A 20,478-nucleotide genomic window follows, 5' to 3' on the forward strand; every position below is an offset into this window, starting at 1 on the left:
TCGTGACCGAGTCCTCCATCGCCATCATCGTCGCCGTCCTGGGAATCGCGGGCACCCTGGGGTCCGCCGTGTTCACCCAGCTCCTCGCGTCCCGGGCGCGCCAGGCGGAGATCGACCGGGAGCAGCAGGCCCGAGCGGACGAGCACGCGCGTGCGCAGGCCGACGAGGCCCTGGCCACGCGCCGCGCCTGCTACATCGCGTTCAACTCGGCCGCGCGGCGCTTCCACGCCCAGATCCGCCACTGCACGCACGCGCTGCGCGGCCAGAAGCGCCCGGACGACCCGTGGGCGGCGCTCGACGAGACGCGGTCCGCATTCGCGAACGACTACGCGGAACTGCAGCTCACGGCGCCCGACCGGGTTCTGACGGCCGCCCACGGGGTCAATTCCGAGTTGAACTGGCTCTACGGGATGGTCCGCCGCCTCAACGACGGCAACGGGCGCGACGAGGAGTCCGTCGAGCGCGCCTAGCGGGAGCTGGAGAACCTGTGGGGCGACCTGGACGTCCTGCGCGCCCTGATGCGCCGGGACCTCGGCGTCGCGACCGACGGGGCCACCGAGCCCCCGCTGGAGGCGCCCCGCCGTACCGCTTCTATCACCTCGTCAGCGCGATCGCACGGCAGGGACCTCCCGGCCCGCCCGTGAAGGGGACGACCCCCGCGACGAGCGTCGCGCCCCGAGGCGGCCGGGGTCCCGCCGACCACGTGCGCCGGGGCGTCCAGGTGCGTCCCGGTGTGCTCGTTGAACGTCCACCGCAGGTCGTAGAAGGGCCCCTCCGCCATCTCCCCGTCGGGCGGGGGTTCGGCGATCACCTCGAATGACGGCTTCCCGGGGTGGAAGGCCGGCATGCCGGGGCCGTAGGTGTAGGAGAGGTCGAGGACGCGGCCCCCGCCGGAAGCCGGTGCCGCCGCGGGACGGCGGGAAGGGGCCCACGACCGTCCTAGGGCGTGTTTCTCGGAGGCTTTTCGATCAGCGAGCGGCCGTCCCGGGCGGCGCTCGCAAGACGGGGCGCGAAGTTCATCCTGGTTGGCTGCTCGAGCGTCCCGGCGCAGCGAGCGTCGTCCTGGTGGCCGCGAGCCGAAAATGATCCGAGAAACACGCCCTAGGCGTGCGGCCCCTCGCCCGTGCCGGGGCCTCCCCCACGGGGCGGAAAGCGTTCCTCGTTGATGGCGGTCTTCTCCTTGAGGGCCTCCTCCAGGTCCACGTCGAGGACCGTGGCCATGCGCAGGAGGTAGCTGAGGACGTCGGCCATCTCCATTCGGACGGCGTGTGCTTTGTCCGGGTCGTCCATGACGCGGCGGGCCTCGTCCTGTTCCAGCCATTGGAACTCGGCCGCGAGTTCACCGGCCTCCCCGGCGAGGGCCATGGCGAGGTTCTTCGGGGTGTGGAAACGCCCCCAGTCCCGCCGCTCAGCGAAGTCGGCGAGGAGGTCCTGCATGGATGAGATGCTCACGCGACCATCCTTACCACCGCCGGGCACGTCCGCAGGCCCCCGCGAGGTGCGGGCGGGCTCGGGCGGTCGTGCACGCGAACGGCCGCCGAACGTTGTCCTTGCAGGTGTGGCAGGAACAATGGATACGCCCGGCGGCCTTGGGAAGACGGTAACGGATCTGAAGCACGGACACCGGGAAATCCACGAGATCGATCGTTCTTCCCGGGGACCGGTTACCGCCCGGTCGGCAAGGGCCGCCGGAACCGCGTCGCGCGGCGGGTGGCAGCGGCAGGGCGCACGCGGTAGACCGGGGGCATGGCCGAGACGTCTTTGGACGGGGGCGACCGCGCCCCCGTGGTGATGGGCGGGGAGCCCGGCTCCTACGCCCGGAGCGTGCTCACCGAGCGGCACCCCGCGCTCATCTCCCGGGTCCGTGATGCGCACCCCTACACACCGGCCCAGCGGGGCAGACTCGACCTCCTTCTCGAGGAGACCGCCTCCGGCACGGTCCAGCCCCTGCGGCCCGAGGCGCACGACCGCGGGGCCTGGGCCGCCTGGGGGATGGACGAGCACACGGGGGTCCCCTGGACCGGGCTGCCCTTCCTGTGGGCCGAGAGCTATTTCTACCGCCGCCTCCTCGGCGCCGTCGGGTACTTCGCCCCCGGGCCCTGGCAGGGGGTCGACCCGTTCGAGCCCTCCAAGAGCGCCGAGCTGCACTCCTCCGACGCCGACGAGGAGATGCAGGCCCTCGACACCGTCGCCCTCCTGCCCTCCGAGGAGCGGGACCGGGCGCTGCTGCTCTCCTCGGTGTGGGGCAACCGCGCGGACCTCGGATTCGCCCTGTCGGAGCGGGAAGGACCTGCCGACCCCGGCGCCGACGGTGGTACGGGCGGCGCGGCGGGGGAAGGGCTGGTCGCCGACGAGAGCGGACGGCTGTGGGAGCTGCTCGGCGACGCCGAGCGGGTCTGCTTCGTCGCCGACAACGCCGCCCGCGAGCTGCTTCCCGACCTCGCCCTCATCGACCTGCTGCTCGCCTCGCGGCGCGTCGGGTCGGTCGTGCTCCACATCAAACCCCACCCCTACTTCGTCTCCGACGCCACCATGGCCGACGTCCTGGCCGCCCTCCGGCGCCTGCGCGAGGCCGGAGGGGAGGCGGCCGCGTGCGGCGGGCGGCTCCGCGAGGCCCTGCGGGGCGGCGCGCTCACCGTCCGCGCCCACCCCTTCTCCTGTGCTCCCCTGCCCTACTCCGCCATGCCCGAGGACCTGGAGGCCGATTTCACCGGCTCCTCCCTCACCGTCCTCAAGGGCGACCTGAACTACCGGCGCCTGGTGGGCGACCGCTGGTGGGACCCGGCCACGCCCTTCGCCGAGGCCGCGGGCGGCTTCCCCTCCCCCGTGGCGGCGCTGCGGACGGTCAAGTCCGACACCGTCACGGGGCTGGACCCGGTCGTCGCCGCCGAGCTGGAGGCGGGCGGCATCGGCTGGAGGACGAGCGGGCGGTGCGCGGTGGTTCAAGTCGCGGGGTGACCGCGCCCCGTCACGGGCGCGCCCCCGCCGCCACCACGGCCGCCACCGCCCCGGTCAGGGCGCCCGGCCGCGCCAGGTCGTCCCAGGCGGGCCTGAGCACGGTCACCGACGGCCGGGCCGCCTCCAGCTCCTCCTGCAGGCGCGGCGGGACGGCCCCGACGGGGTCGACGATCAGCGCCCCCGTCCTCCACCACAGCGGTGCCCGCACCGGCCGCCCCGGCAGCGGGCCGCCGCCTTCCGCCAGCTCCTGCGGGTACAGGTCGTCGGGCGGGAGCCCCGCGTCGGTGCACAGCAGCCGGATGCGGGTCTCCAGCGGGGTGGAGGCCCGCGGGTCGGCCAGGCCCCACCACGGCTCGGACGCCTCGGCGCCCGGGCGGCAGGCGTTGAACGGCGGCTGGGCCAGCAGCTCGCGCCAGGTGAGCAGGCCCCGGTACAGCGCGGAGTCCATGAGGGCGACGGCGGTGGCCCGGTCGACGGTGGGCACCGTGTCCCGCAGGGTCCGCCCCGGAGAGGTGAGCCGCAGCCGGTCCTTGCGGTCGGCCTCGTGCCGGCCGACGAGCAGGGTGCTGGTGCGCACCCCGGGCAGGTCGGCCCCGCCCCGGCAGGGGGCGGGCAGGGTGATGTGCACCTCCCGGCCGTTCCACCGGGGCAGCCCCTGGACGCCCCACAGCCGCGCCGCGGTCGGCCCGGAGGCTACGGCCGCGGGCCCCAGCGCCAGCTGGGCGGCCTTGACCGCCCGCCGCAGCCGGATCCCGTCCGCGCTCCGCGAGGAGTCGGTCCCGGCCGAGAGCGGCCGCACCGCGTAGACCTCGGGTAGGGCGCACACCCACTCCCGGCGGCGGAGCAGCCGGTGGATGCGGGTGTCGTCGAGCCCGCAGCACAGCGCCTGCCGGTGGCTGATCAGGCCGTACTGGGAGGCGGCGGTGCTCATGACATTGCTGATCTCGCTCGGTCGCATTCGCATGCCACGACTGTGCGGCGGCTCCGGCCCACACGGCGGAAGGGTTCCGCGCCTGTGGACAACACGGGCGGGGAGGCGGAGGCGGGCACCGCACTTCCCGACCGTCGGCTCCGCAATTTCGTCGCGTCCATTCCCGGCCGCGCCGTCCCGTGTCCGCATCAGGCCGCTCCGCCCCGGCCCCGGCGGGAGAACGCGGTGGAAATCCCGGCGCACGCGGGCGATAGCATCGCCGGGTCGCCCTTTTCCCTCCGAGCGCGCCTCCGGGCGCCAGGGCCGTCGTGCCCGGGCCCGTGGGGGAGGGGACGGGGCCGGTGGAACCACGAGAACCTCGGGATCACGGGAACGGACGTCACGACGCAGATGGAATCCGAAACGACCCAAGTCATGAGCAGGACCGGCGAGTTCTCGACCGTCCTGAACTGGGAGGCCTCCACCCGGAACCGGCTCGCGGCCGCCATCGACCGCTTCTCCGGTCCGCTGGCCGACCTGGTGGAGCGCGACGCCAACGAGGGCGACACGCGGATGCTGGTCACCGACTTCCTCAGCTACGGGCTCAACTTCAGCAAGTACGAGGAGATGACCACCGAGTACCGCAACAGCGGGGACTCCATCGACTACGCCCTCAAGCTCGATGGGGAGCTCTTCGCCCCCATCGAGGTCAAGCGCTGCGGCCAGGACCTCGACGCGCGCAACATCCAGCAGGCGCGGCGCGTCGCCGTCGAGGAGGGCGCCGAGTGGATCATCCTCACCAACGGCCGCGTGTGGCAGGTGTACCACCTGCGCGGCGACGGGGAGGACGGGTCCGCGGCCACGGTGCGCATCCTCGACGTGGACCTGATGGACGGGGCCGAGGGCGCGCACGACCACGCCGTCGACGCCCTGTTCCACATCACCCATGAGGCGATCGAGCACGGCCGCCTGCAGGAGCTGCGCAAGTGGCGCGAGGCCGTGGAGCCGGCGCCGCTGGCGGAGGTCCTGGTCAGCGAGCCCGTGGTCGCGGCGATCCGGTCCCGCCTGCGGGAGCGCACCGGCCACGCGGGCCACATCGGCGACCTCGAAGAGGTGCGTCGCGCCCTCGCCGAGGACGTCATCGCGCGGGCGCTGGCCCATGTCGAGCTCGATGAACCGGACGGGGACGCCTGACGGCGGCCGACGGGACGGGCGGGCTCCGGCACACCACCGGGCCCGCCGCCGGCCCCATGGTCCCGCGCCCCGCGCGGTCCCCGCGGGTACGTTGGTCTCCGGACCGATTCCCGGTGAGAGGACGACCATGCTCGACTCCGTTTCGCGCCGCGGTGCCGCCGCCGAGGCCCAGAGCCGCGCCACCCCGACCCTGCAGGTGCTCGGTCGGCTGATCGAGCAGACCGGGCGGCAGAGCGGCTCATCGGCGGTGTTCGGCTCCCCGATCGAGCACGACGGGGCGGTCGTCGTCCCGGTCGCCCGCACCCGCTTCTTCTCCGCATTCGGCGCCGGGACCAGCCGCGCCTTCCGCATGGTCGGGGACGGCGGGGGCGGCCAGGGCTTCACCAGGGCCGACCCGGCCGGTTACCTCGTCCTCCGCGACGGGGACGCCGTGTTCCGCCCGATCCGCCAGCCCGCGAAGGCGCTCGTGGTGCCGCTGACCTTCATCGCCGCGACGGCCGCCGTGCAGATCGTGCGCACGACGATGCGCCGCAAGCGCCGCGCCGAGACCGCCAGGGCCATGGCCGAGGCCGCCAAGGCCCAGCTCGGCCGGGGCGGCGGCCGCCACTGCTGCGGCACGCCGGAGGAGGAGGGCGGCGGCGAGGGCTAGAGGCCGCGCGGAATCCGCCGCCCTACACCCACTTGGCCGCCTTGCGCTGAGCCGCGAGGACCCTCTGGTAGACGTCGACCAGCTCCTCCGAACGGGTCGCGCTGCGCGCCTGCCAGGACCACTCCCGGTGCTCTTCCACCAGGTCCCCGTGGGCGTGCAGGTCGCCCGGCGTCCACGGACGGCCGCGTTCGAGGAGGGACCCCAGGCGGTGCAGGGCCGCGTCCAGCCTGCCGCGCATGACTTCGTACCGGTGGCGCTCCTCGGCCTCGGCCCTCCGGTGCGCCCACGCGGCGCCGCGTGCTCCCACCGCCCGGAGCCTGCCTCGGATGCGCAGTCCCAGCCGTTCCATACGCTGATTCTGCCCCCGGCGCTCCAGGCATAGCCGGCGCGCGGCACCGCGTCCGCGCCCGCGTGATCAACGCGTGGGGCGGTCAGTGCGGGGCCCGGCGAGCCAGGGGCCTCCGCCGTCTCCCAAGGCCGTCTCCACGAGGTCGGACGACCAGGACACGGCCTCCGCCTCCGCCGCGAGACGGGCCAGCGGCGTCCCGGGCGGGTGCGCCCCGGCCTCCGAGGCGCCCGCCAGCCCCAGGAGTCCCACCAGGCGCACGTCCCGCCCGCCAGGGGTGTCGGCGGCACCGGGGGCATCGGCCTCCGCCAACGCCTCCGCCCCCGCACGTGTCACCGGTGCCAGCCGTTCGGGGCCCACGACCCGGTCGACGAGGAGGGCCGCCCCGAGGACGAAGAACAGGACCGCCATGCCGCCTGCCGGACCCGTCCACCACGCCGCCGTGCCCCCGGTCGCCGCACCGGCGAACACCAGCAGCACGGCGAGCGCGCCCGCCACCGCCATGCCGAGCCACCCCACCCGCAGCACCGAGCGCCGCCGGGCCAGGGCCCACAGCACCTCGTCCTCCCCGAGGAAGAGTCCGCGCCCGGTCACCGCCGCGCGCGCGGGAAGCGCGATGCCGCCGGTCGCCAGGCGCCGCAGCAGCGGGTCGAGCCGGACCGGCCCCTCCCGGTCGAGCAGGGCCGCCACGGCCGACGCCTCGGCCGTTCCCGGAGCGCCCACGCCCGAGGCCCTCAAGGTGCCGTCCAGGTCGACGCCCGCGTGCCCTCCGAGCACGGCCTCGGCGACCGCGGCCTCAGCGGCGCGCCGCTCTCCTCCCGCGAGGAACGCCAGCTCGTACGTCCCGATCGGCCCCTGGGGCGCGGTTCCGGGTCCCCGCTCACGCTCCTGCCCATACTCGCGCACCAGAGCATGTGCCCGGCGGACCAGCGCCACGGCGTAGCCCGCGTACACCAGCCCTGCCACGAGCATGAGCGCGGGATAGACGGCCGGTCCGAGCACGGCCTCCTCCCCTTCCCCTGGTCCCCTCCCGCGTCGACCACGGGAAGAGCGACCCTGTACGCACGGTTTCAGGGTCGTTCTTCCCGAGCCCGACGGCGGGGACGCCTGGACCGTCCGTCATCCGCTCCCCGCAGTACCTCTCGGCGTGATCTCTCCGGCGGCGATCTCCTCCGCGTAATGGCACGCGACCCGGTGCCCCTCCCCCACCGACCGCAGCTCTGGGCGCTCGGTGGCACAGCGCTCCTCCTGCCGCCAGGGGCACCGGGTGTGGAAGCGGCAGCCCGACGGCGGGTCGGCGGGCGAGGGCAGGTCCCCCGGGAGCAGGATCCGCTCCCGCGCGTCCTCCACGACGGGGTCGGGGACCGGAACCGCCGACACCAGCGCGCGCGTGTAGGGGTGCCGCGGGTCGGCGTAGAGGGCGTCACTGCCGGCCTCCTCCACCAGCGCACCGAGGTACATCACCCCCACCGCGTCGCTGACGTGCCGCACCACCGCGAGGTCATGGGCGATCATCAGGTAGGCCAGGCCGCGCTCCCGCTGCAGCTCCTCCAGCAGGTTGAGCACCTGCGCCTGGATCGACACGTCCAGCGCCGAAACCGGTTCATCGCAGATGATCAGGTCCGGTTCCAGGACCAGGGCCCGGGCGATGCCGATGCGCTGCCGCTGGCCGCCGGAGAACTCGTGCGGGTACCGGTTCAGCGCGCGCTCGGGGAGCCCGACCGCGTCCAGGGCGTCGAGCACCTTTCGGCGCCGCTCGCTCCTCCCGGCGCCGATGCCGTGCACCTCCAGCCCTTCCATGAGGAGCGACTCGATGTTCTGCCGCGGGTCGAGGCTGCCCAGCGGGTCCTGGAATACCATCTGCGCCTGCCTGCGGCTGCGCCGCATCTCCTCCTCGGGCAGGTGCGCCAGGTCCACGCCGTTGATCCACACCTCGCCTCCGGTCACCGGCACCAGGCGCAGCACCGCGCGCCCCAGCGTGGTCTTCCCGCACCCGGACTCGCCCACCAGCCCGTAGGTGGTGCCCGACTCGACCTCCAGGGACACCCCGTCCACGGCGTACACGTGCCCGACCGTGCGGTCGACCAGGACACCGCTCTTGATGGGGAAGTGGACCTTGAGGTCCTTGATCTCCAGAAGGCTCATCGGTCCCCTCCGTCGGGCGCGGTCGATTCGGGCGCGGTCGATTCGGGCGCGCGGCCGCGCACCGGGTGGACGCAGCGGAACCGGTGGCCGGTGCGCTCCGCGCGCATGTGGGGCGGCCCGCCGAGGCAGTCCTCGGCGTAGTTGTCGCAGCGGGGCGCGAACGCGCACCCGTCGGCCCAATCGATGGCGTCGTTGACGGTCCCCCGGATCGGGGTGAGGGGGTCGTCGGGCGAGGCGTTCAGGCGCGGGATCGACCCCAGCAGCCCGGACGTGTAGGGGTGGGTGGGGGCCGCGAAGAGGTCGTGGCGCGGTGCGCCCTCCACCACACGGCCCGCGTAGAGCACGTTGATCTCGTCGCACAGCCCGGCGACCACCCCCAGGTCGTGGGTGATCATCAGCAGGGCGGTCCCCTCCTCGGTGACCAGCTCCTTGAGGAGTTCGAGGATCTGCGCCTGGATGGTGACGTCGAGCGCGGTCGTGGGCTCGTCCGCGATCATCAGGCGGGGGCGGCAGGCCACCGCCATGGCGATGAGCGCGCGCTGGCGCATGCCCCCGGAGAGCTCGTGGGGGTACTCGGAGAGCCGGCGCCCGGGATCGGGGATGCCGACGCGCTCCAGCAGCTCGGCGGCGGCCGACCGCGCGGCGGCGCCCTTGATCCCGCGGTGGCGGACCAGGATCTCGGTGACCTGCCGCCCGATCGGCACGACCGGGTTGAGGGAGGACAGCGGGTCCTGGAACACCATGGCCAGCTCGCTGCCGCGCAGGTCGCGCATCCGCCGGGTCGGCAGGGACAGCAGGTCCACCTCGGCGTCGCCTCCGCCGGGCCGGAACAGGGCGCGCCCCGACACCCGCACCCCGCGCGGGGGCAGCAGGCCCATCAGGGCCAGGGAGGTGACGCTCTTGCCGCACCCGGACTCGCCGACCAGGCCGACGACGCTCCCCTCGCCGAGCGAGAAGGAGATGCCGTCCACGGCCCGCACGTCCCGGCGCCGGCGCTGGGTGAAGGTGACCGCGAGGTCGTGCACGGCCAGAAGGGGTCCTGCGGGCATCTCACTTCCTCAGTCTCGGGTCGAGTGATTCGCGGAGCGCCTCGCCCATGAGGGTGAATCCCAGGGCGGTCACGATGATCGCCAGTGCGGGATAGACGGCGAGCTGCGGTGCGCCGCTCAGGAAGCGCTGGGCGTCGGCGAGCATGGTCCCCCACTCGGGGACCGACGGGTCGGGGTTGCCCAGCCCCAGGTACGACAGGGCGGCCGCGTCGATGATGGCGGTCGCCAGGCTGAGGGTGAGCTGCACCAGGATCGGTCCCATGGAGTTGGGGAGGATGTGCACCAGGGCGATGCGCCGCCGCCGGGCCCCCAGGGCGCGCGCGGCGATCACGTAGTCGCGGCTCCCTTGGGCGATCATCGCTCCGCGCAGCAGGCGGGCGAAGATGGGCACCTGCGCGGTCCCCACGGCGATCATGACGGTGACCAGCCCCTGTCCCAGCAGGGCGGCGATGCTGACGGCCAGCAGCAGCGAGGGCAGGGCGAGCATCATGTCGACGACGCGCATGAGCACGGCGTCGACGCGCCGCCCCGCCGTGCCGCCGAGGGCGTACGCGGCACCGGACACCCCGCCCAGCAGCGCCCCGGCGGTGAACCCGAGCCCGGCGGCCACCACGCCCACCATCAGCGTCTGGCGGGCCCCGATCACCATCCGGGAGAACTGGTCGCGCCCCAGGTTGTCCAGGCCCAGCCAGTTCTCCGCGCGCGGCCCCACGAAGACGTTGCGGTTGGGGAAGACCTCGTCGCCCCAGTTCTGCTCGGTCGGCCCGTAGGGCGCGATCAGGTCGCCGAGCACGGCCACCACGATGAAGAGCGCCACCACGGCGGCGCCGGTGATCGCCATCGGGTTGCGGCTCATCCGGGCGAAGGCCTCGCGCCAGACGCCGCGCCCTTCGGCCTCTTCGCGCCGCGCCGCGGTCAGCTCGGCGAGCCGGTCGATACGTTGGGTCCTGGCCGCCATCAGCGCACCCGCACTCTCGGGTCGAGGAGGCTGTAGGAGATGTCCACCAGCAGGTTGATGGCCACGTAGATCGCCGCGATGATCAGGATGAACCCGAGCAGGACCGGGTAGTCGCGGGTCTGGGTGGCCGAGTAGATGAACTGGCCGATGCCGCCGAAGGCGAACACGCTCTCGGTGAGCACCGCCCCCGCCAGCAGGGCCCCGCTGAGCAGCCCGATGGCGGTGACGACCGGCAGCATGGCGTTGCGCAGCACGTGCCGGCCGCGCACCGTGCGCCGGTGCAGCCCCTTGGCCTCGGCCGTGCGCACGTAGTCCTCGCCCAGTACCTCGATGACCCCGGCCCGGGTCATGCGGACGATGACCGCCAGCGGGATGCTGGACAGCGCCAGCCCCGGCAGGACCAGGTGCATCAGGGCGTCCCAGGCGGCGTCCCACTCCCGGGTGGCGATGCCGTCCACGACGAACAGCCCGGTGATGCGGGTGGCGTCGATGCCCGGCGTCTGCCGGAACGCCGACGGGAAGATCCCGAGCTGTTCGGCGAAGATCAGCTTGAGGACGAAGGCGAGGAAGAAGACGGGGGTGCAGATGCCGACCAGGGACCCGCCGACGACGAGCGCGTCCAGCGCGCCCCCGTGCCGCCGGGCGGCCACGTACCCCAGGGGGACGCCGACCGCCACCGCGATCAGCATCGCCATGACGGCCAGTTCGACGGTGGCGGGGAACTTCATGGCGAACTCGGTCATGACGGGGCGTCCGGTCTGCAGCGATTCGCCCAGATCGCCCCGGGCCAGCCGTCCGAGGAACGCCCCGTACTGCACGATGACCGGGTCGTCCAGGCCCATCGCCCGGCGCAGCGCCTCGCGCTGCCCGTCGGTGGCGTTCTCCGGGAGGAGCGCGTACGCGGGGCCGCCGGGGAGGCTGCGGACCCATATGAACAGCAGGATGGAGAGGCCGAACAGGGTGGGAACGGCCTGCAGGACACGTCTGACGATGAAGCGGAGCACCTCGGTAACCGCCTGCCTGTCCGGGCCCGGCGGGGCGGGATCGCCGCCCCGCCGGGCGCTGCCGGCTGAGGATCGCTGAGTCTCCTAAGGCGTCACTTGAAGGACGCCTCCTGGAAGCGCTCCTGGGTCAGCGGGCTGGCGGCCGGGGGCTCCACGTCCGGCGAGAACACGATCGACGGCGGTGAGTGGGAGATGGGCAGCCCCGGCAGGTAGTCCATGATGATCTCGTTGGCGTCCTGGTAGAGGCCGACGCGCGCCTCCGGGTCGGGTTCGGAGGCGACGGTCTCCATCGCCTCGAAGACCTCGTCGTCGCGGAAGCCCCACGCGCTGTCGTAGCCGCCGAACCAGGTGCCGAGGAAGTTGTAGGCCTCGTTGTAGTCGCCGGTCCAGCCGAGGAGGTAGAGGCTGCAGTTGCCCGAGTCGGTGTGCGGGATGTACTCGTCCCAGGGCTTGGAGTCGGCCTCGACGGTGATCCCGGCGTCCTTCAGGTCGGACTGGATGACGTCGAAGATGTCCTTGGGGGCGGGCATGTAGGGCCGGGTGACCTCCGTCGGGTAGCAGAAGTCGATGGTGAGGTCCTCTTGCCCGGCCTCCTCCAGCAGCTCCCGGGCGCGGTCCGGGTCGTAGTCGTAGGTCGCCACGTCGGGGGACCACCCCTCGACGGTCTCGGGGATGAACTGCGTGGCGACCTGGGCGCCCTCGGGCAGGATCGTGTCGACGATGCGCTGGCGGTCCACCGCGTGCGCGAGCGCCCGCCGCACCTCGGGGTCCTCCAGCTCCTCGGAGGCCTCCTGGTTGTAGGCCATGTAGAGGATGTTGAACACGTCGCGCTGGGGGACCTGGAAGCCCGCGTCCTTGAGGGGCTGGACGTCGGCCGGCGCGACGAGGTCGTAGCCGTGCACGTCCCCGGCCTCCAGGGCCTGGCGGCGGGCGCTCTCCTCGGAGATGGTCTTGATGATGACCGTCTTGATCCCGGCCGGCTCGCCCCAGTAGTCGTCGTTGCGCTCCAGGGTGACCTCTTGGGCGTCGTGGTCCCACTCGCCGTAGGTGTAGGGGCCCGTCCCGGCGATGGCACCGGCCTCCTGGCTGTACTCGGGCAGGACCGGGGCGCCCTCCTCGCCGCCGACCTCCTGGTCGGCGACGGCCTCGATGGAGGCGGGGCTCATGATGCCGAAGGAGGACAGCGTGAAGCCGCCGGGGAAGGCCGCGGAGGACTCGGTGAGCGTGATGACGGGGGTGAGCCCGTCCTCGGCGGTGCAGGAGTCGTAGATCGACTCGGGCAGCTCATCGTCCTCGTTCTCGGCGAACCCGCCGAAGACGTTCTGCCAGTAGTAGGTCTGGTTGCTGGACTGGTAGTCGCCGGTGAAGTTGTACCAGCGGTCGAAGTTGGCGCAGACCGCCTCGGCGTCCAAGGGCTCGCCGTCGTGGAAGGTCACCCCCTCGCGCAGGTGGAAGGTCCACTCGGTGCCGTCCTCGGACTGCTCCCAGCTCTCGGCGAGTCCGCCCTGGATCTCGGTGCCGCCGGACTCGTGCACCAGCAGGGTCTCCATGACCTGGCGGGTGACGCGGAAGGTCTCCCCGTCGTTGGCCAGGGCCGGGTCCAGGGAGCGGGGATCGCCCGTTCCGGCGAAGATCAGCGGCTGGGTCTCGTTGGGGTCGCCTCCGGTGTCCCGCTCGCTCTGCGCGCACCCGGCGGCCGCGAGGGCCAGGGCCGCCGCGGCCGCCGCCGGAGCGAGGAGCCGCCCGTTTCTCCTTTTGAACACTGTCCACCTCGTCTGGGGGGTCGGTGGCACTGCGCTTGCTGGCACGAACTTTATTGCTTTCGCCCCTTATTTCAGATCCCGTAATGGATCGTCAACGGAACCGTGGCCGTTCCGCGCCATTGCCGATCTGCCCGCCATTGGAGGTTTTCCGTCGTTTGTCACCGCGAACGAGATTTGTGCGACGAGTGCTCGATGGGACTGCTGTTAACCATGGGGAGGATCTCCGACAGATGTCCTTCCGCGATCTATCGGCACCGACCTCCCATACGTGCCGACCAGGCATGCTTCATTCCCGATCGGGAGGTTCGACCGCATTCTGCGGTCTTCCTGCGGCGTATGCCTCGATGTTCTCCCGTGTCGTGGTCAGGATTCGCCGGACCGCCTGCCGGGTGTCGAACCCGCTGTGCGGCGTGACGAGCACATTGCCCATGCGCAGCAGAATGTGGTCGGCCAGGAGCGTACGCATGTCCCGGTCGCGGTCCGCCGCCAGGGTGCGCAGCAGTTCCGCCTCCTCGCGCAGCCCGGGTTCGGCTTCGAGCACGTCCAGCCCGGCGGCCGCCACCCGCCCCTCCCCTAGCGCGCGCACGAGCGCCGCGGTGTCCACGACCTCCCCACGGGAGGTGTTGATCAGCACCGCCCCGGGCTTCATCTGCGCGAAGCGCGCGGCGTCCATCAGGTGGCGCGTCCCCTCGCCTCCCGGTACGTGGAGGCTCACCACGTCCGAGCCGGCCAGCAACTCGCCCAAGGGCACATAGCGCACGCCCGGGGTACCCGCCAGAACGGGGTCGGGGCGCACGTCATGGGCCAGGACCCGCATGCCGAACCCGAGGGCGAGCCGCGCGGTGCACGCCCCGATCCGCCCGGTGCCCACCACCCCCATGACGGCCCCGTTCAGGTCGAAGCCCTGGAGCCCGCCGAAGGAGAAGTCGCCCCGGCGGGTCCGGTCCACCGCCTCCACGATCCGGTGGGAGATCGCCAGGAGAAGCGCGAAGACGTGCTCGGCGATCGTGCGGTCCCCGTAGCCGGGTGCGTTCGCCACGGCCACCCCGTTTCTCCGGCACCATTCCAGGTCGATGTGGTCGTGGCCGGTGGAACGGGTGGCGATGAGGCCCAACCGGTCGAACCGCTCCAGCACCCGCGCGTCCAGGCGGGAATGGATGAAGGTCGACACCACATCGGCGTCGGCGTGCGCGGCCGCGGTTCGCGCGTCCAGGCGCCCGCTCTCGAACCGCAGTTCACAGCCGTCCCCCAGCCGTTCCAGTTCGGCATGCTCCCAGTCCTCCATCTCGAAGAAGGAGATCTTCACGCCCGCCTCCTCGTCCGTGGTCCCCCGCCCGGTGCGGGCGCCGTCGGGTCGACTCGTTCCCCCTCTGGGACGGCACCCCCTTCCCCGAACGTCCCGAGGCCGGGGTGTCGGCAATGTGCACGGTGCGTGGATTCCCGTCGTCAGCGGGTAAAGGGATGGCAAAGCCGTGGGGCCGGTAAAGCACGCGGGGCGGTTGGGAAAGCACAATCTCTGTGTCAGGTGGCCGCACCGGGCCGCCTTCCCCGCTGACCGAGAGGACACAGATGGCAGTCCCCCGCGCATTCACCCTGCGTGCCGTCACCGCGGCCTGCGCCGCGGCCGTCACCCTCCCCCTGGCCGCCGCCCCCGCACAGGCCGACACCCTCCCGCCCGATGAGCTCCGACGCGTCACCGACGCCTACGTCTTCGACTACGCCCTGGACGACTTCACCGCCGTCAGCGCGCAGCGGCCCCACGAGCCCCAGCTCGACTGGTCCAACGACGGCTGCAGCATGTCCCCCGACCAGCCCATCGGCTACGACTTCAAGCCCGGCTGCGTGCGCCACGACTTCGGCTACCGCAACTTCAAGCTGCAGTCGCGGTTCACCGAGGCCAACCGGCTGCGCATCGACAACGTGTTCCGCGACGACCTGTACGGGATCTGCGACGGCGACTGGGTGTGCCGCGGCGTCGCCGACATCTACTACTCCGCGGTGCGCGGCTTCGGCGGCTTCGCCTCCGACCTCGACGACGCCCTGGAGCAGGGCGACGTGGAAGAGAAGACCGAGCGGTTCCTCGCGACCGCGGAGAAGGCGGAGGACGCCGGCTCCGCCCGCGAGGCCGAGCGCCTCATGGCCGAATTCGAGCAGGAGACCGGCGTGGACCTGGACACCGAGTCGGTGCCGGTGGGCTGACCCGCCGCCTCACTTGGCCTGGCAGCCCGGGCACCAGTACAGGGTCCGGGCCGCCAGCTCCGCCGCGCGGACCGGCGTGCCGCACACCCGGCAGGGCTCGCCGGTCCGGTAGCAGACGTAGAGCGTGTCGGGCCGCGGCACCGGCCGGGCCTGCGGGTCGGGCCGGTGCTCGGGGCGCGTGGTGATGATGATGCCGTCGCGCACGCCGTCCCGCAGCAGGCCGCACAGGTCGGCCCAGAGGCCCTCCCACTCGCCGGGCGTGACGTCGCGGCCCGGGCGGTAGGGGTCGATCCCGGCGCGGAACAGGGACTCGGCCCGGTAGATGTTGCCGATCCCGGCGACCACGTCCTGGCGCATCAGCAGGGTCGCGATGGGCGAGCGGGAGCGCGTGACGGTCCGCCAGGCCCGCTCGGGGTCCGCGTCGGCGCGCAGCGGGTCGGGGCCGAGGCGGGCCTGGACGGCGCGCTTGCCCTCCTCGGTGATCACCTCGCAGGCCGAGGCGCCGCGCAGGTCCGCCCAGCCGTGCGCGGTGACCAGGCGGGCCCGCACCGCCCCGACGGGCGGCGGCGGGACGGCGAAGCCGTCCGCACCGCGCTCCAGCGGGCGGCCGTCGGCCCCGGCGGCGCGCGGGGCGCCCAGGTGCCGCTCGCCGTCGGCGTCGCCGAAGGTCCAGGCGCCGTACAGGCCGAGGTGGACGCGGAGCCACTCGTCGCCGTCGAACCCGAGGAAGAGCTGTTTGCCGTGGGCCTCGGCGGTCTCCAGGGTGCGGCCGTCGATGCGGCGCGCGCCGTCGGCGAAGCGCCCCTGCGGGCTGGAGGCGCGGACCGGTTCACCGCCGTAGTGCTCGCTGAAGTGCGCCGCCAGGCGGTGCAGCGTGTGGCCCTCGGGCACCCCGCCCCCTCGTGTCGCGTTCCGGGTGTCCCGCGCGCGGCTCCCTCCGGCCGACGAGCCGGGACGCGGGGCACGGGAGGGGCCGCGCAGGCGCGGCGGCCACCGGAATCGCACTCTATCTCCCTCTCCAGGCGCGCCCGTTTCGGTGCGCGGTCATCCGGCCCCTCGCGGGCGGAAGCGGCCGCGGACGGCATTCGGCCGTCCCGTGACGGCGGGGCGTCGGCCGCGCTGAGTCGACCGGATGGAGCCCCCCCAGAGGATCTCAACCGCCGTCGCCCAGAGGACTCACCGACGGCCGCGGGAAGCGAGGCACACCGCACCACCCGCCCTGGGGGACTCCCCTCCACGCACGCGCGCCCTACACGGAATGCAGCGCGCGGTCCGCGCCCTCGTCCCCGTGGGCGAAGGTGGTGATCTCGTCGGCGACGCCGGCCGGGTCCTGCAGGCACCTCCAAGCGGGGACGCACACGACCGGCCCCTCGTAGAGGCCCTCCAGCATGCGCCCGCGGCGCAGCAGACGGCGCAGCTCCGCCCCGTTGCGCGCCTGGTCGACCAGGATCAGCGCCGATCCGCCCCGGGTGCGCACGCACAGGTCGGCGCGGTGCCCCCGCACGGACGGCGCGGTCGTGGCGTCGGCCGCGCGCCGGCGGAGCGCCCGCTGCAGCACCCGGACGGCCGGGGTGGCGGCCTCCTCCCCCGCCTCGTCCTCGCCTCCGGCCTCCGCCCAGCGGCACAGCTCACCGCCGACTCCGCCCTGGCGCGCCCAGAACGCCCGGTCCCCCACGGCGATCAGGCGCAGTCGGGTGCGGGTCAGCGCGGTGGTCCACAGCCGCTCGGGCACGCCCGGCCCTCCCGCGGCGCCGGGCGCGCCCGTCGCGGACACCACCATCACGTCGACGCCCCGGTGTTCGGCGCGGAAGTGCTCCGGACCGCCCACCCGGACCTCCCGGGTGAACTCCTGGCGTTCGGCCAGGCGGCGCAGCAGCGACCACTGGGCCTGGTGGGGCGCGACCACGCCGAGCCGCAGCCCGCTCGGCAGTCCGCCGTCGAGCTGGCGCAGCAGCACCGCCACCCGGTAGGCCTCGTCCCGGTTGACCGCCGATGCCCCGGGCACCGCCTCGGAGCGGCCCGGCGCGTGCCGCCACTCGACCGCCGGGCCGGTGACGGCGGGCAGGGTGCGCGGGTCGGTCAGCACGTGCACGCGGCCGCCGTAGCAGTGCCGGGAGGCCAGCCGGGCGATCTCGGGGCGGGACCGGTCGTGCTCGTCGAGGCGCAGCCGCGCGCCGTGCCCCGCCTCGGCGGACGCGGCGCAGGCCGAGTAGGCCGAGGCGCCGTGGCCCAGCCCCCACCGGCGCAGCCACTCCCCGCCCAGGCCCGAATCCGTCCGGGCGCGGTCCTCGTCGGCGGGGTCCATCAGGCGGGGCGGCGGCGCCTGCGCCGGGTCGCCCAGCACCAGGGCCCGGCGGGCCCGGTACAGCAGCGGCAGGAGGCGCGCCACCGGGATGCGGTCCGCTTCGGCCACCACGACCAGGTCGAACAGGCCGGGGGTGCACGGCAGCGCGTGCGCGGCGTCCGCGCGCACCGACCACGCGGGAACGGCGGTCAGCAGGTGCGCCAGCCCGGACCTGCGGGCGGCGTCGTGCCAGTTCAGCGCCTCGATGCGGGAGGTGATCGCGGGGCGCGCGCGGGCGGCGCGGCGGACCGCGGAACTCTCCAGGTAGGCGGCGCCGGAGAGCAGATGGCAGGCGAGGGCGGCGTCCAGGTCGGCGGTCAGGTCCGCGAGCGGGGCCAGGCGGCGGCGCCGGTCCAGGCAGGAGCGCCACTCGCTCTCCAGCGCGGCGGCCCGCGCCAGCCGGTCCAGGTTCTCCGGGGCGGGGTTCACGCCCAGCTCGCGGCGGATCGCCGCGCGGTGGGCCCGGGCGGCCATTCCGGCCCCCTGGGCCCGCTCGGCGCGGCGCTGCCAGGTTTCGGGCTCGCCGGTGTCGACGGTGAACAGCGCCTCGGGGTCCCAGCCGGCCTCCGCCAGGCGCCGCCGCTCGGCGCCGAGCAGGGCCAGGGTGTGCCCGCCCGCGGCGACCGCGTCCACGGCGCGCCAGGCCTCCTCGGCGCGTGCCCAGTCGTCGCGCAGGCTCTGCCGGTCGCCCACCGCGTCGGGCGGGTCGGAGCGCAGGACCGTGTCGGCGATCCCGGCGAGGGCCCGCGCCTCCTCTTCGGCGGGGCCGCCGACCGGCAGGACGCGGTGGGCCCGGTCCGCGCCGGCCGCGGCGGCCAGGCGGGACGGGAGGCGGCCGTCGGGGGCGACGAGCAGCACGCTCTGCCCTGCGGCGCACGCGGTGCGCACGGCGGTGTCGGCGACCTGGTCGGCGCCGGTGCCGGGCGGCGCGGCGGCGACGGTGAGGGGGCGACGCATGGCGGAAGAGACGACGGCGTGGTGGGCCTCGGACAGGCGGTGGGGCGAGACGGGAAGGACCGGCTCGTCTCGCGCGGAGCCGCCTTCGAGGAGCGCGGCCAGGGCGGTGGAGTCGGCCTTCTCCGCCCGGATGCCGTCTCCGCCCAGGTCGGCGGCGAGCCCGGCGTCGGAGGCGGGGGCGGGGGCGGGGGCGACGCGCCCGCGGTCTGCGGGGTCCTCCCCGGCGCGGAAGAGGAGGGCGATGTTGTGCGCACCCGGGCGGAGGTCGGCCAGGGGCATGACGCCGCGCAGGCGCGCCGGGACGACGTCGTCGATGCGGTCGATCTCCAGGCGGGCCAGGACCATGCGCGCCTTGGCCTCCAGGTCGCTGATCTTGGCGGTGGTGGCCCTGCCCGCGCCCTCGTCCGCGCTCTTGCCGTTGTCCGCGCTCCTGGCGTTCTTGTCCGCTGTCTTGTCCGCCGCGCTGGAGCGGACGATGCGGCGGAACTCGGCCAGCTCCTCCGGGGTCTCGATCCCGAGACGGCGCAGGAGCGCGGGGTTGACCTCGGGGCGCGAGGCGATGCGGACCCGAGGACGCGCGGGGTCCTGCTCCGGCAGGGGTTCGGCGTCGACCACGAAGAGCGGCGCTGCACGGCGCACGGCGCCGGTCCCGTACGGGGCGTGCGGATGGTCCGGCTCCACGGGTGCGCGAACATGGTCGGCCCCGTAGTCGCGTCCGTGGTCGGCTCGATGGCCGTCGTCGCGGCCCCAGCTGCCCCGGTCGGGGCCGTGGCCCCGCTCCTCGGGAAGGATCACCAGCGGGTATCCGTAGCGGAGACGGCCGCCTCCCGAGCCGTCGACCAGTGCCGCGGCGCCGACGGGGACGTCCACGGTGGTGCGTTCTCCGGTGAAGACCGTTTCGGAGCCGCCGGGCAGGGCTGCCCAGGCGTCGAGGCGGGAGGTGTCCAAGTCGACGAGGTGGCCGAGGATCCGTTCGCGCTCGACGCAGTCCCGGTGGTAGCCGACGAGGGCGGCCAGCCGCTCGGTCGGGGTCCGGGGCACAGGGCGCACCGGCGCGGGGCCGACGGGACGCACGGGGGCGTCCGCGGACCGCGCGGACGACCGACCGGAACCCGCGGAGGTTCGGTCGGCCCGCCGCACCGGCGGTACGGCCGGTCCGAGCGCGGCGATGCCGGTGGCCTCGGTGACCTGGGCGGCAGCGTCGGCGACCTCAGTGGCCTCGACAGACTCAGCGGGCTCAGCGGGCTCAGCGGCCGGAGGCGTCTCCGTCCGCTCCTCAGTGGGCGGCGCGATCTCCGCGACGACGCGGACGGGCTCGGCGGGCGCCTCCCCGTCACGGTCGCGCAGGGACGGGTCGGATCGGGGGACCGCCACGTCACACCTCACGTATTCGATGGCATTTCGGGCGATGCCGAACAGCGACCGTCAGGTCACTCAGGGCTATCATCTTCATTCTCCGACATCCCCCGCACATCCGCAGGAAGTCCGGGGAATTGCCCCTGACGACGTCCATCGCTCCAGGAGAGCCGGGGACTGACGGACCAGCGGGCTCCCGCTGACGGGCCCCGGCCGGGCGGCGGGCTGCCGGGGTGTGGGGCGGATGGCGGCGACGACGAAGGACAGCGGCCCTACCTGCTGTTCTGTCGGCCGCCGGGTGTGCGCGTGGTCACCGTGCTTGGCGGCGACGGCGTGAGCCGGGCGATTCCCCGAGCCTGCTTGCCGTCCGCCGGGTTCCTCGCGGTGCGGGTGGGGGCGGGTCGGCAGGTACCCCGCTGACGGGCCCCGGCTGGGCGCCGGGCTGCCGGGGTGCGAGGGAGGTGGCGACGACGAAGGACAGCGGCCCTACCTGCTGTTCTGTCGGCCGCCGGGTGTGTGCGTGGTCACGGTAGTTGGCGGCGACGGCGAGAGCGGGGCGGTTCCCCGGGCCTGCTTGCCGGGCGGCGGGCCCCTCGCGGTCCGGGCGGGCGGCGGCTCGGCCGGTACCCCGCTGACGGGCCCCGGC

The 20,478-nt window shown here is 74.1% G+C and carries 18 protein-coding genes; 5 read left to right on the forward strand and 13 right to left on the reverse strand.

The genetic code is table 11. The annotated features are described in order from the left end of the window. The first annotated feature begins 2 nt into the window (after positions 1–2). Positions 3–470: a hypothetical protein gene (locus O4U47_RS22540; protein WP_270679933.1), complete on the forward strand. Its 468-nt coding sequence runs from the start codon at positions 3–5 to the stop codon at positions 468–470. Here O4U47_RS22540 and O4U47_RS31325 read toward each other — a convergent pair. After that, positions 467–1,087, reverse strand: coding sequence for a cyclase family protein (locus O4U47_RS31325; RefSeq protein WP_408639012.1), 621 nt, complete (start codon positions 1,085–1,087; stop codon positions 467–469). The two genes, O4U47_RS22540 and O4U47_RS31325, sit on opposite strands and share 4 nt — an antisense overlap. Positions 1,088–1,101: 14 nt before the next feature. After that, positions 1,102–1,437 carry a nucleotide pyrophosphohydrolase gene (locus O4U47_RS22545; RefSeq protein ID WP_270679949.1) on the reverse strand — a complete coding sequence of 112 codons (336 nt, stop codon included), beginning with the start codon at positions 1,435–1,437 and terminating at the stop codon, positions 1,102–1,104. Between the two features lie 309 nt (positions 1,438–1,746). Between O4U47_RS22545 and O4U47_RS22550 the strand changes: the two genes are divergently transcribed. Then, on the forward strand, positions 1,747–2,958 hold the full coding sequence (locus O4U47_RS22550; RefSeq protein WP_270679934.1) for a damage-control phosphatase ARMT1 family protein: 1,212 nt from the start codon (positions 1,747–1,749) through the stop codon (positions 2,956–2,958). A gap of 10 nt (positions 2,959–2,968) precedes the next feature. On the opposite strand, the gene O4U47_RS22555 is transcribed toward O4U47_RS22550, so the two are convergent. Beyond that, positions 2,969–3,922 (reverse strand): transcriptional regulator, encoded by a 954-nt coding sequence (locus O4U47_RS22555; protein ID WP_270679935.1) that lies wholly within the window; start codon positions 3,920–3,922, stop codon positions 2,969–2,971. Between the two features lie 381 nt (positions 3,923–4,303). On the opposite strand from O4U47_RS22555, the gene O4U47_RS22560 reads away from it, so the two are divergent. Further along, on the forward strand, positions 4,304–5,062 hold the full coding sequence (locus O4U47_RS22560; protein WP_270679936.1) for a hypothetical protein: 759 nt from the start codon (positions 4,304–4,306) through the stop codon (positions 5,060–5,062). 127 nt (positions 5,063–5,189) lie between these two features. Next, a complete protein-coding gene (locus O4U47_RS22565) occupies positions 5,190–5,711 on the forward strand; it encodes a hypothetical protein (protein WP_270679937.1) in 522 nt (173 codons plus the stop codon). Between the two features lie 22 nt (positions 5,712–5,733). On the opposite strand, the gene O4U47_RS22570 is transcribed toward O4U47_RS22565, so the two are convergent. From O4U47_RS22570 to O4U47_RS22605, 8 genes are all read right to left on the reverse strand, one after another. Further along, positions 5,734–6,060, reverse strand: coding sequence for a hypothetical protein (locus tag O4U47_RS22570; protein ID WP_270679938.1), 327 nt, complete (start codon positions 6,058–6,060; stop codon positions 5,734–5,736). 66 nt (positions 6,061–6,126) lie between these two features. Then, on the reverse strand, positions 6,127–7,059 hold the full coding sequence (locus O4U47_RS22575; RefSeq protein WP_270679939.1) for a TIGR04222 domain-containing membrane protein: 933 nt from the start codon (positions 7,057–7,059) through the stop codon (positions 6,127–6,129). 117 nt (positions 7,060–7,176) lie between these two features. After that, the gene (locus O4U47_RS22580; RefSeq protein ID WP_270679940.1) at positions 7,177–8,202 is read right to left on the reverse strand and encodes an ABC transporter ATP-binding protein; all 1,026 of its coding nucleotides are present in this window, start codon (positions 8,200–8,202) and stop codon (positions 7,177–7,179) included. Then, positions 8,199–9,251, reverse strand: a complete 1,053-nt coding sequence (locus tag O4U47_RS22585) for an ABC transporter ATP-binding protein (RefSeq protein WP_270679941.1) — start codon at positions 9,249–9,251, stop codon at positions 8,199–8,201. Before O4U47_RS22585 ends, O4U47_RS22580 begins: the two co-directional genes overlap by 4 nt. 1 nt (position 9,252) lies before the next feature. After that, positions 9,253–10,209, reverse strand: coding sequence for an ABC transporter permease (locus tag O4U47_RS22590; RefSeq protein ID WP_270679942.1), 957 nt, complete (start codon positions 10,207–10,209; stop codon positions 9,253–9,255). Continuing rightward, positions 10,209–11,213, reverse strand: a complete 1,005-nt coding sequence (locus O4U47_RS22595) for an ABC transporter permease (protein WP_270679943.1) — start codon at positions 11,211–11,213, stop codon at positions 10,209–10,211. Before O4U47_RS22595 ends, O4U47_RS22590 begins: the two co-directional genes overlap by 1 nt. Before the next feature lie 92 nt (positions 11,214–11,305). Then, the gene (locus tag O4U47_RS22600) at positions 11,306–12,976 is read right to left on the reverse strand and encodes an ABC transporter substrate-binding protein (protein WP_270679944.1); all 1,671 of its coding nucleotides are present in this window, start codon (positions 12,974–12,976) and stop codon (positions 11,306–11,308) included. A 286-nt stretch (positions 12,977–13,262) separates the two neighbouring features. Further along, on the reverse strand, positions 13,263–14,282 hold the full coding sequence (locus tag O4U47_RS22605) for an NAD(P)-dependent oxidoreductase (RefSeq protein ID WP_270679945.1): 1,020 nt from the start codon (positions 14,280–14,282) through the stop codon (positions 13,263–13,265). Between the two features lie 263 nt (positions 14,283–14,545). On the opposite strand from O4U47_RS22605, the gene O4U47_RS22610 reads away from it, so the two are divergent. Continuing rightward, positions 14,546–15,175, forward strand: coding sequence for a phospholipase (locus O4U47_RS22610; protein WP_270679946.1), 630 nt, complete (start codon positions 14,546–14,548; stop codon positions 15,173–15,175). A gap of 9 nt (positions 15,176–15,184) precedes the next feature. On the opposite strand, the gene O4U47_RS22615 is transcribed toward O4U47_RS22610, so the two are convergent. Both O4U47_RS22615 and O4U47_RS22620 read right to left on the reverse strand, forming a co-directional pair. Then, the gene (locus O4U47_RS22615) at positions 15,185–16,066 is read right to left on the reverse strand and encodes an Fpg/Nei family DNA glycosylase (RefSeq protein WP_270679947.1); all 882 of its coding nucleotides are present in this window, start codon (positions 16,064–16,066) and stop codon (positions 15,185–15,187) included. A gap of 358 nt (positions 16,067–16,424) precedes the next feature. After that, complete coding sequence (locus tag O4U47_RS22620) at positions 16,425–19,850, reverse strand: DEAD/DEAH box helicase (RefSeq protein ID WP_270679948.1); 3,426 nt, start codon at positions 19,848–19,850, stop codon at positions 16,425–16,427. Positions 19,851–20,478: the final 628 nt, after the last annotated feature.

The organism is Nocardiopsis suaedae (assembly GCF_027706745.1).
GTDB lineage: Bacteria > Actinomycetota > Actinomycetes > Streptosporangiales > Streptosporangiaceae > Nocardiopsis_A > Nocardiopsis_A suaedae.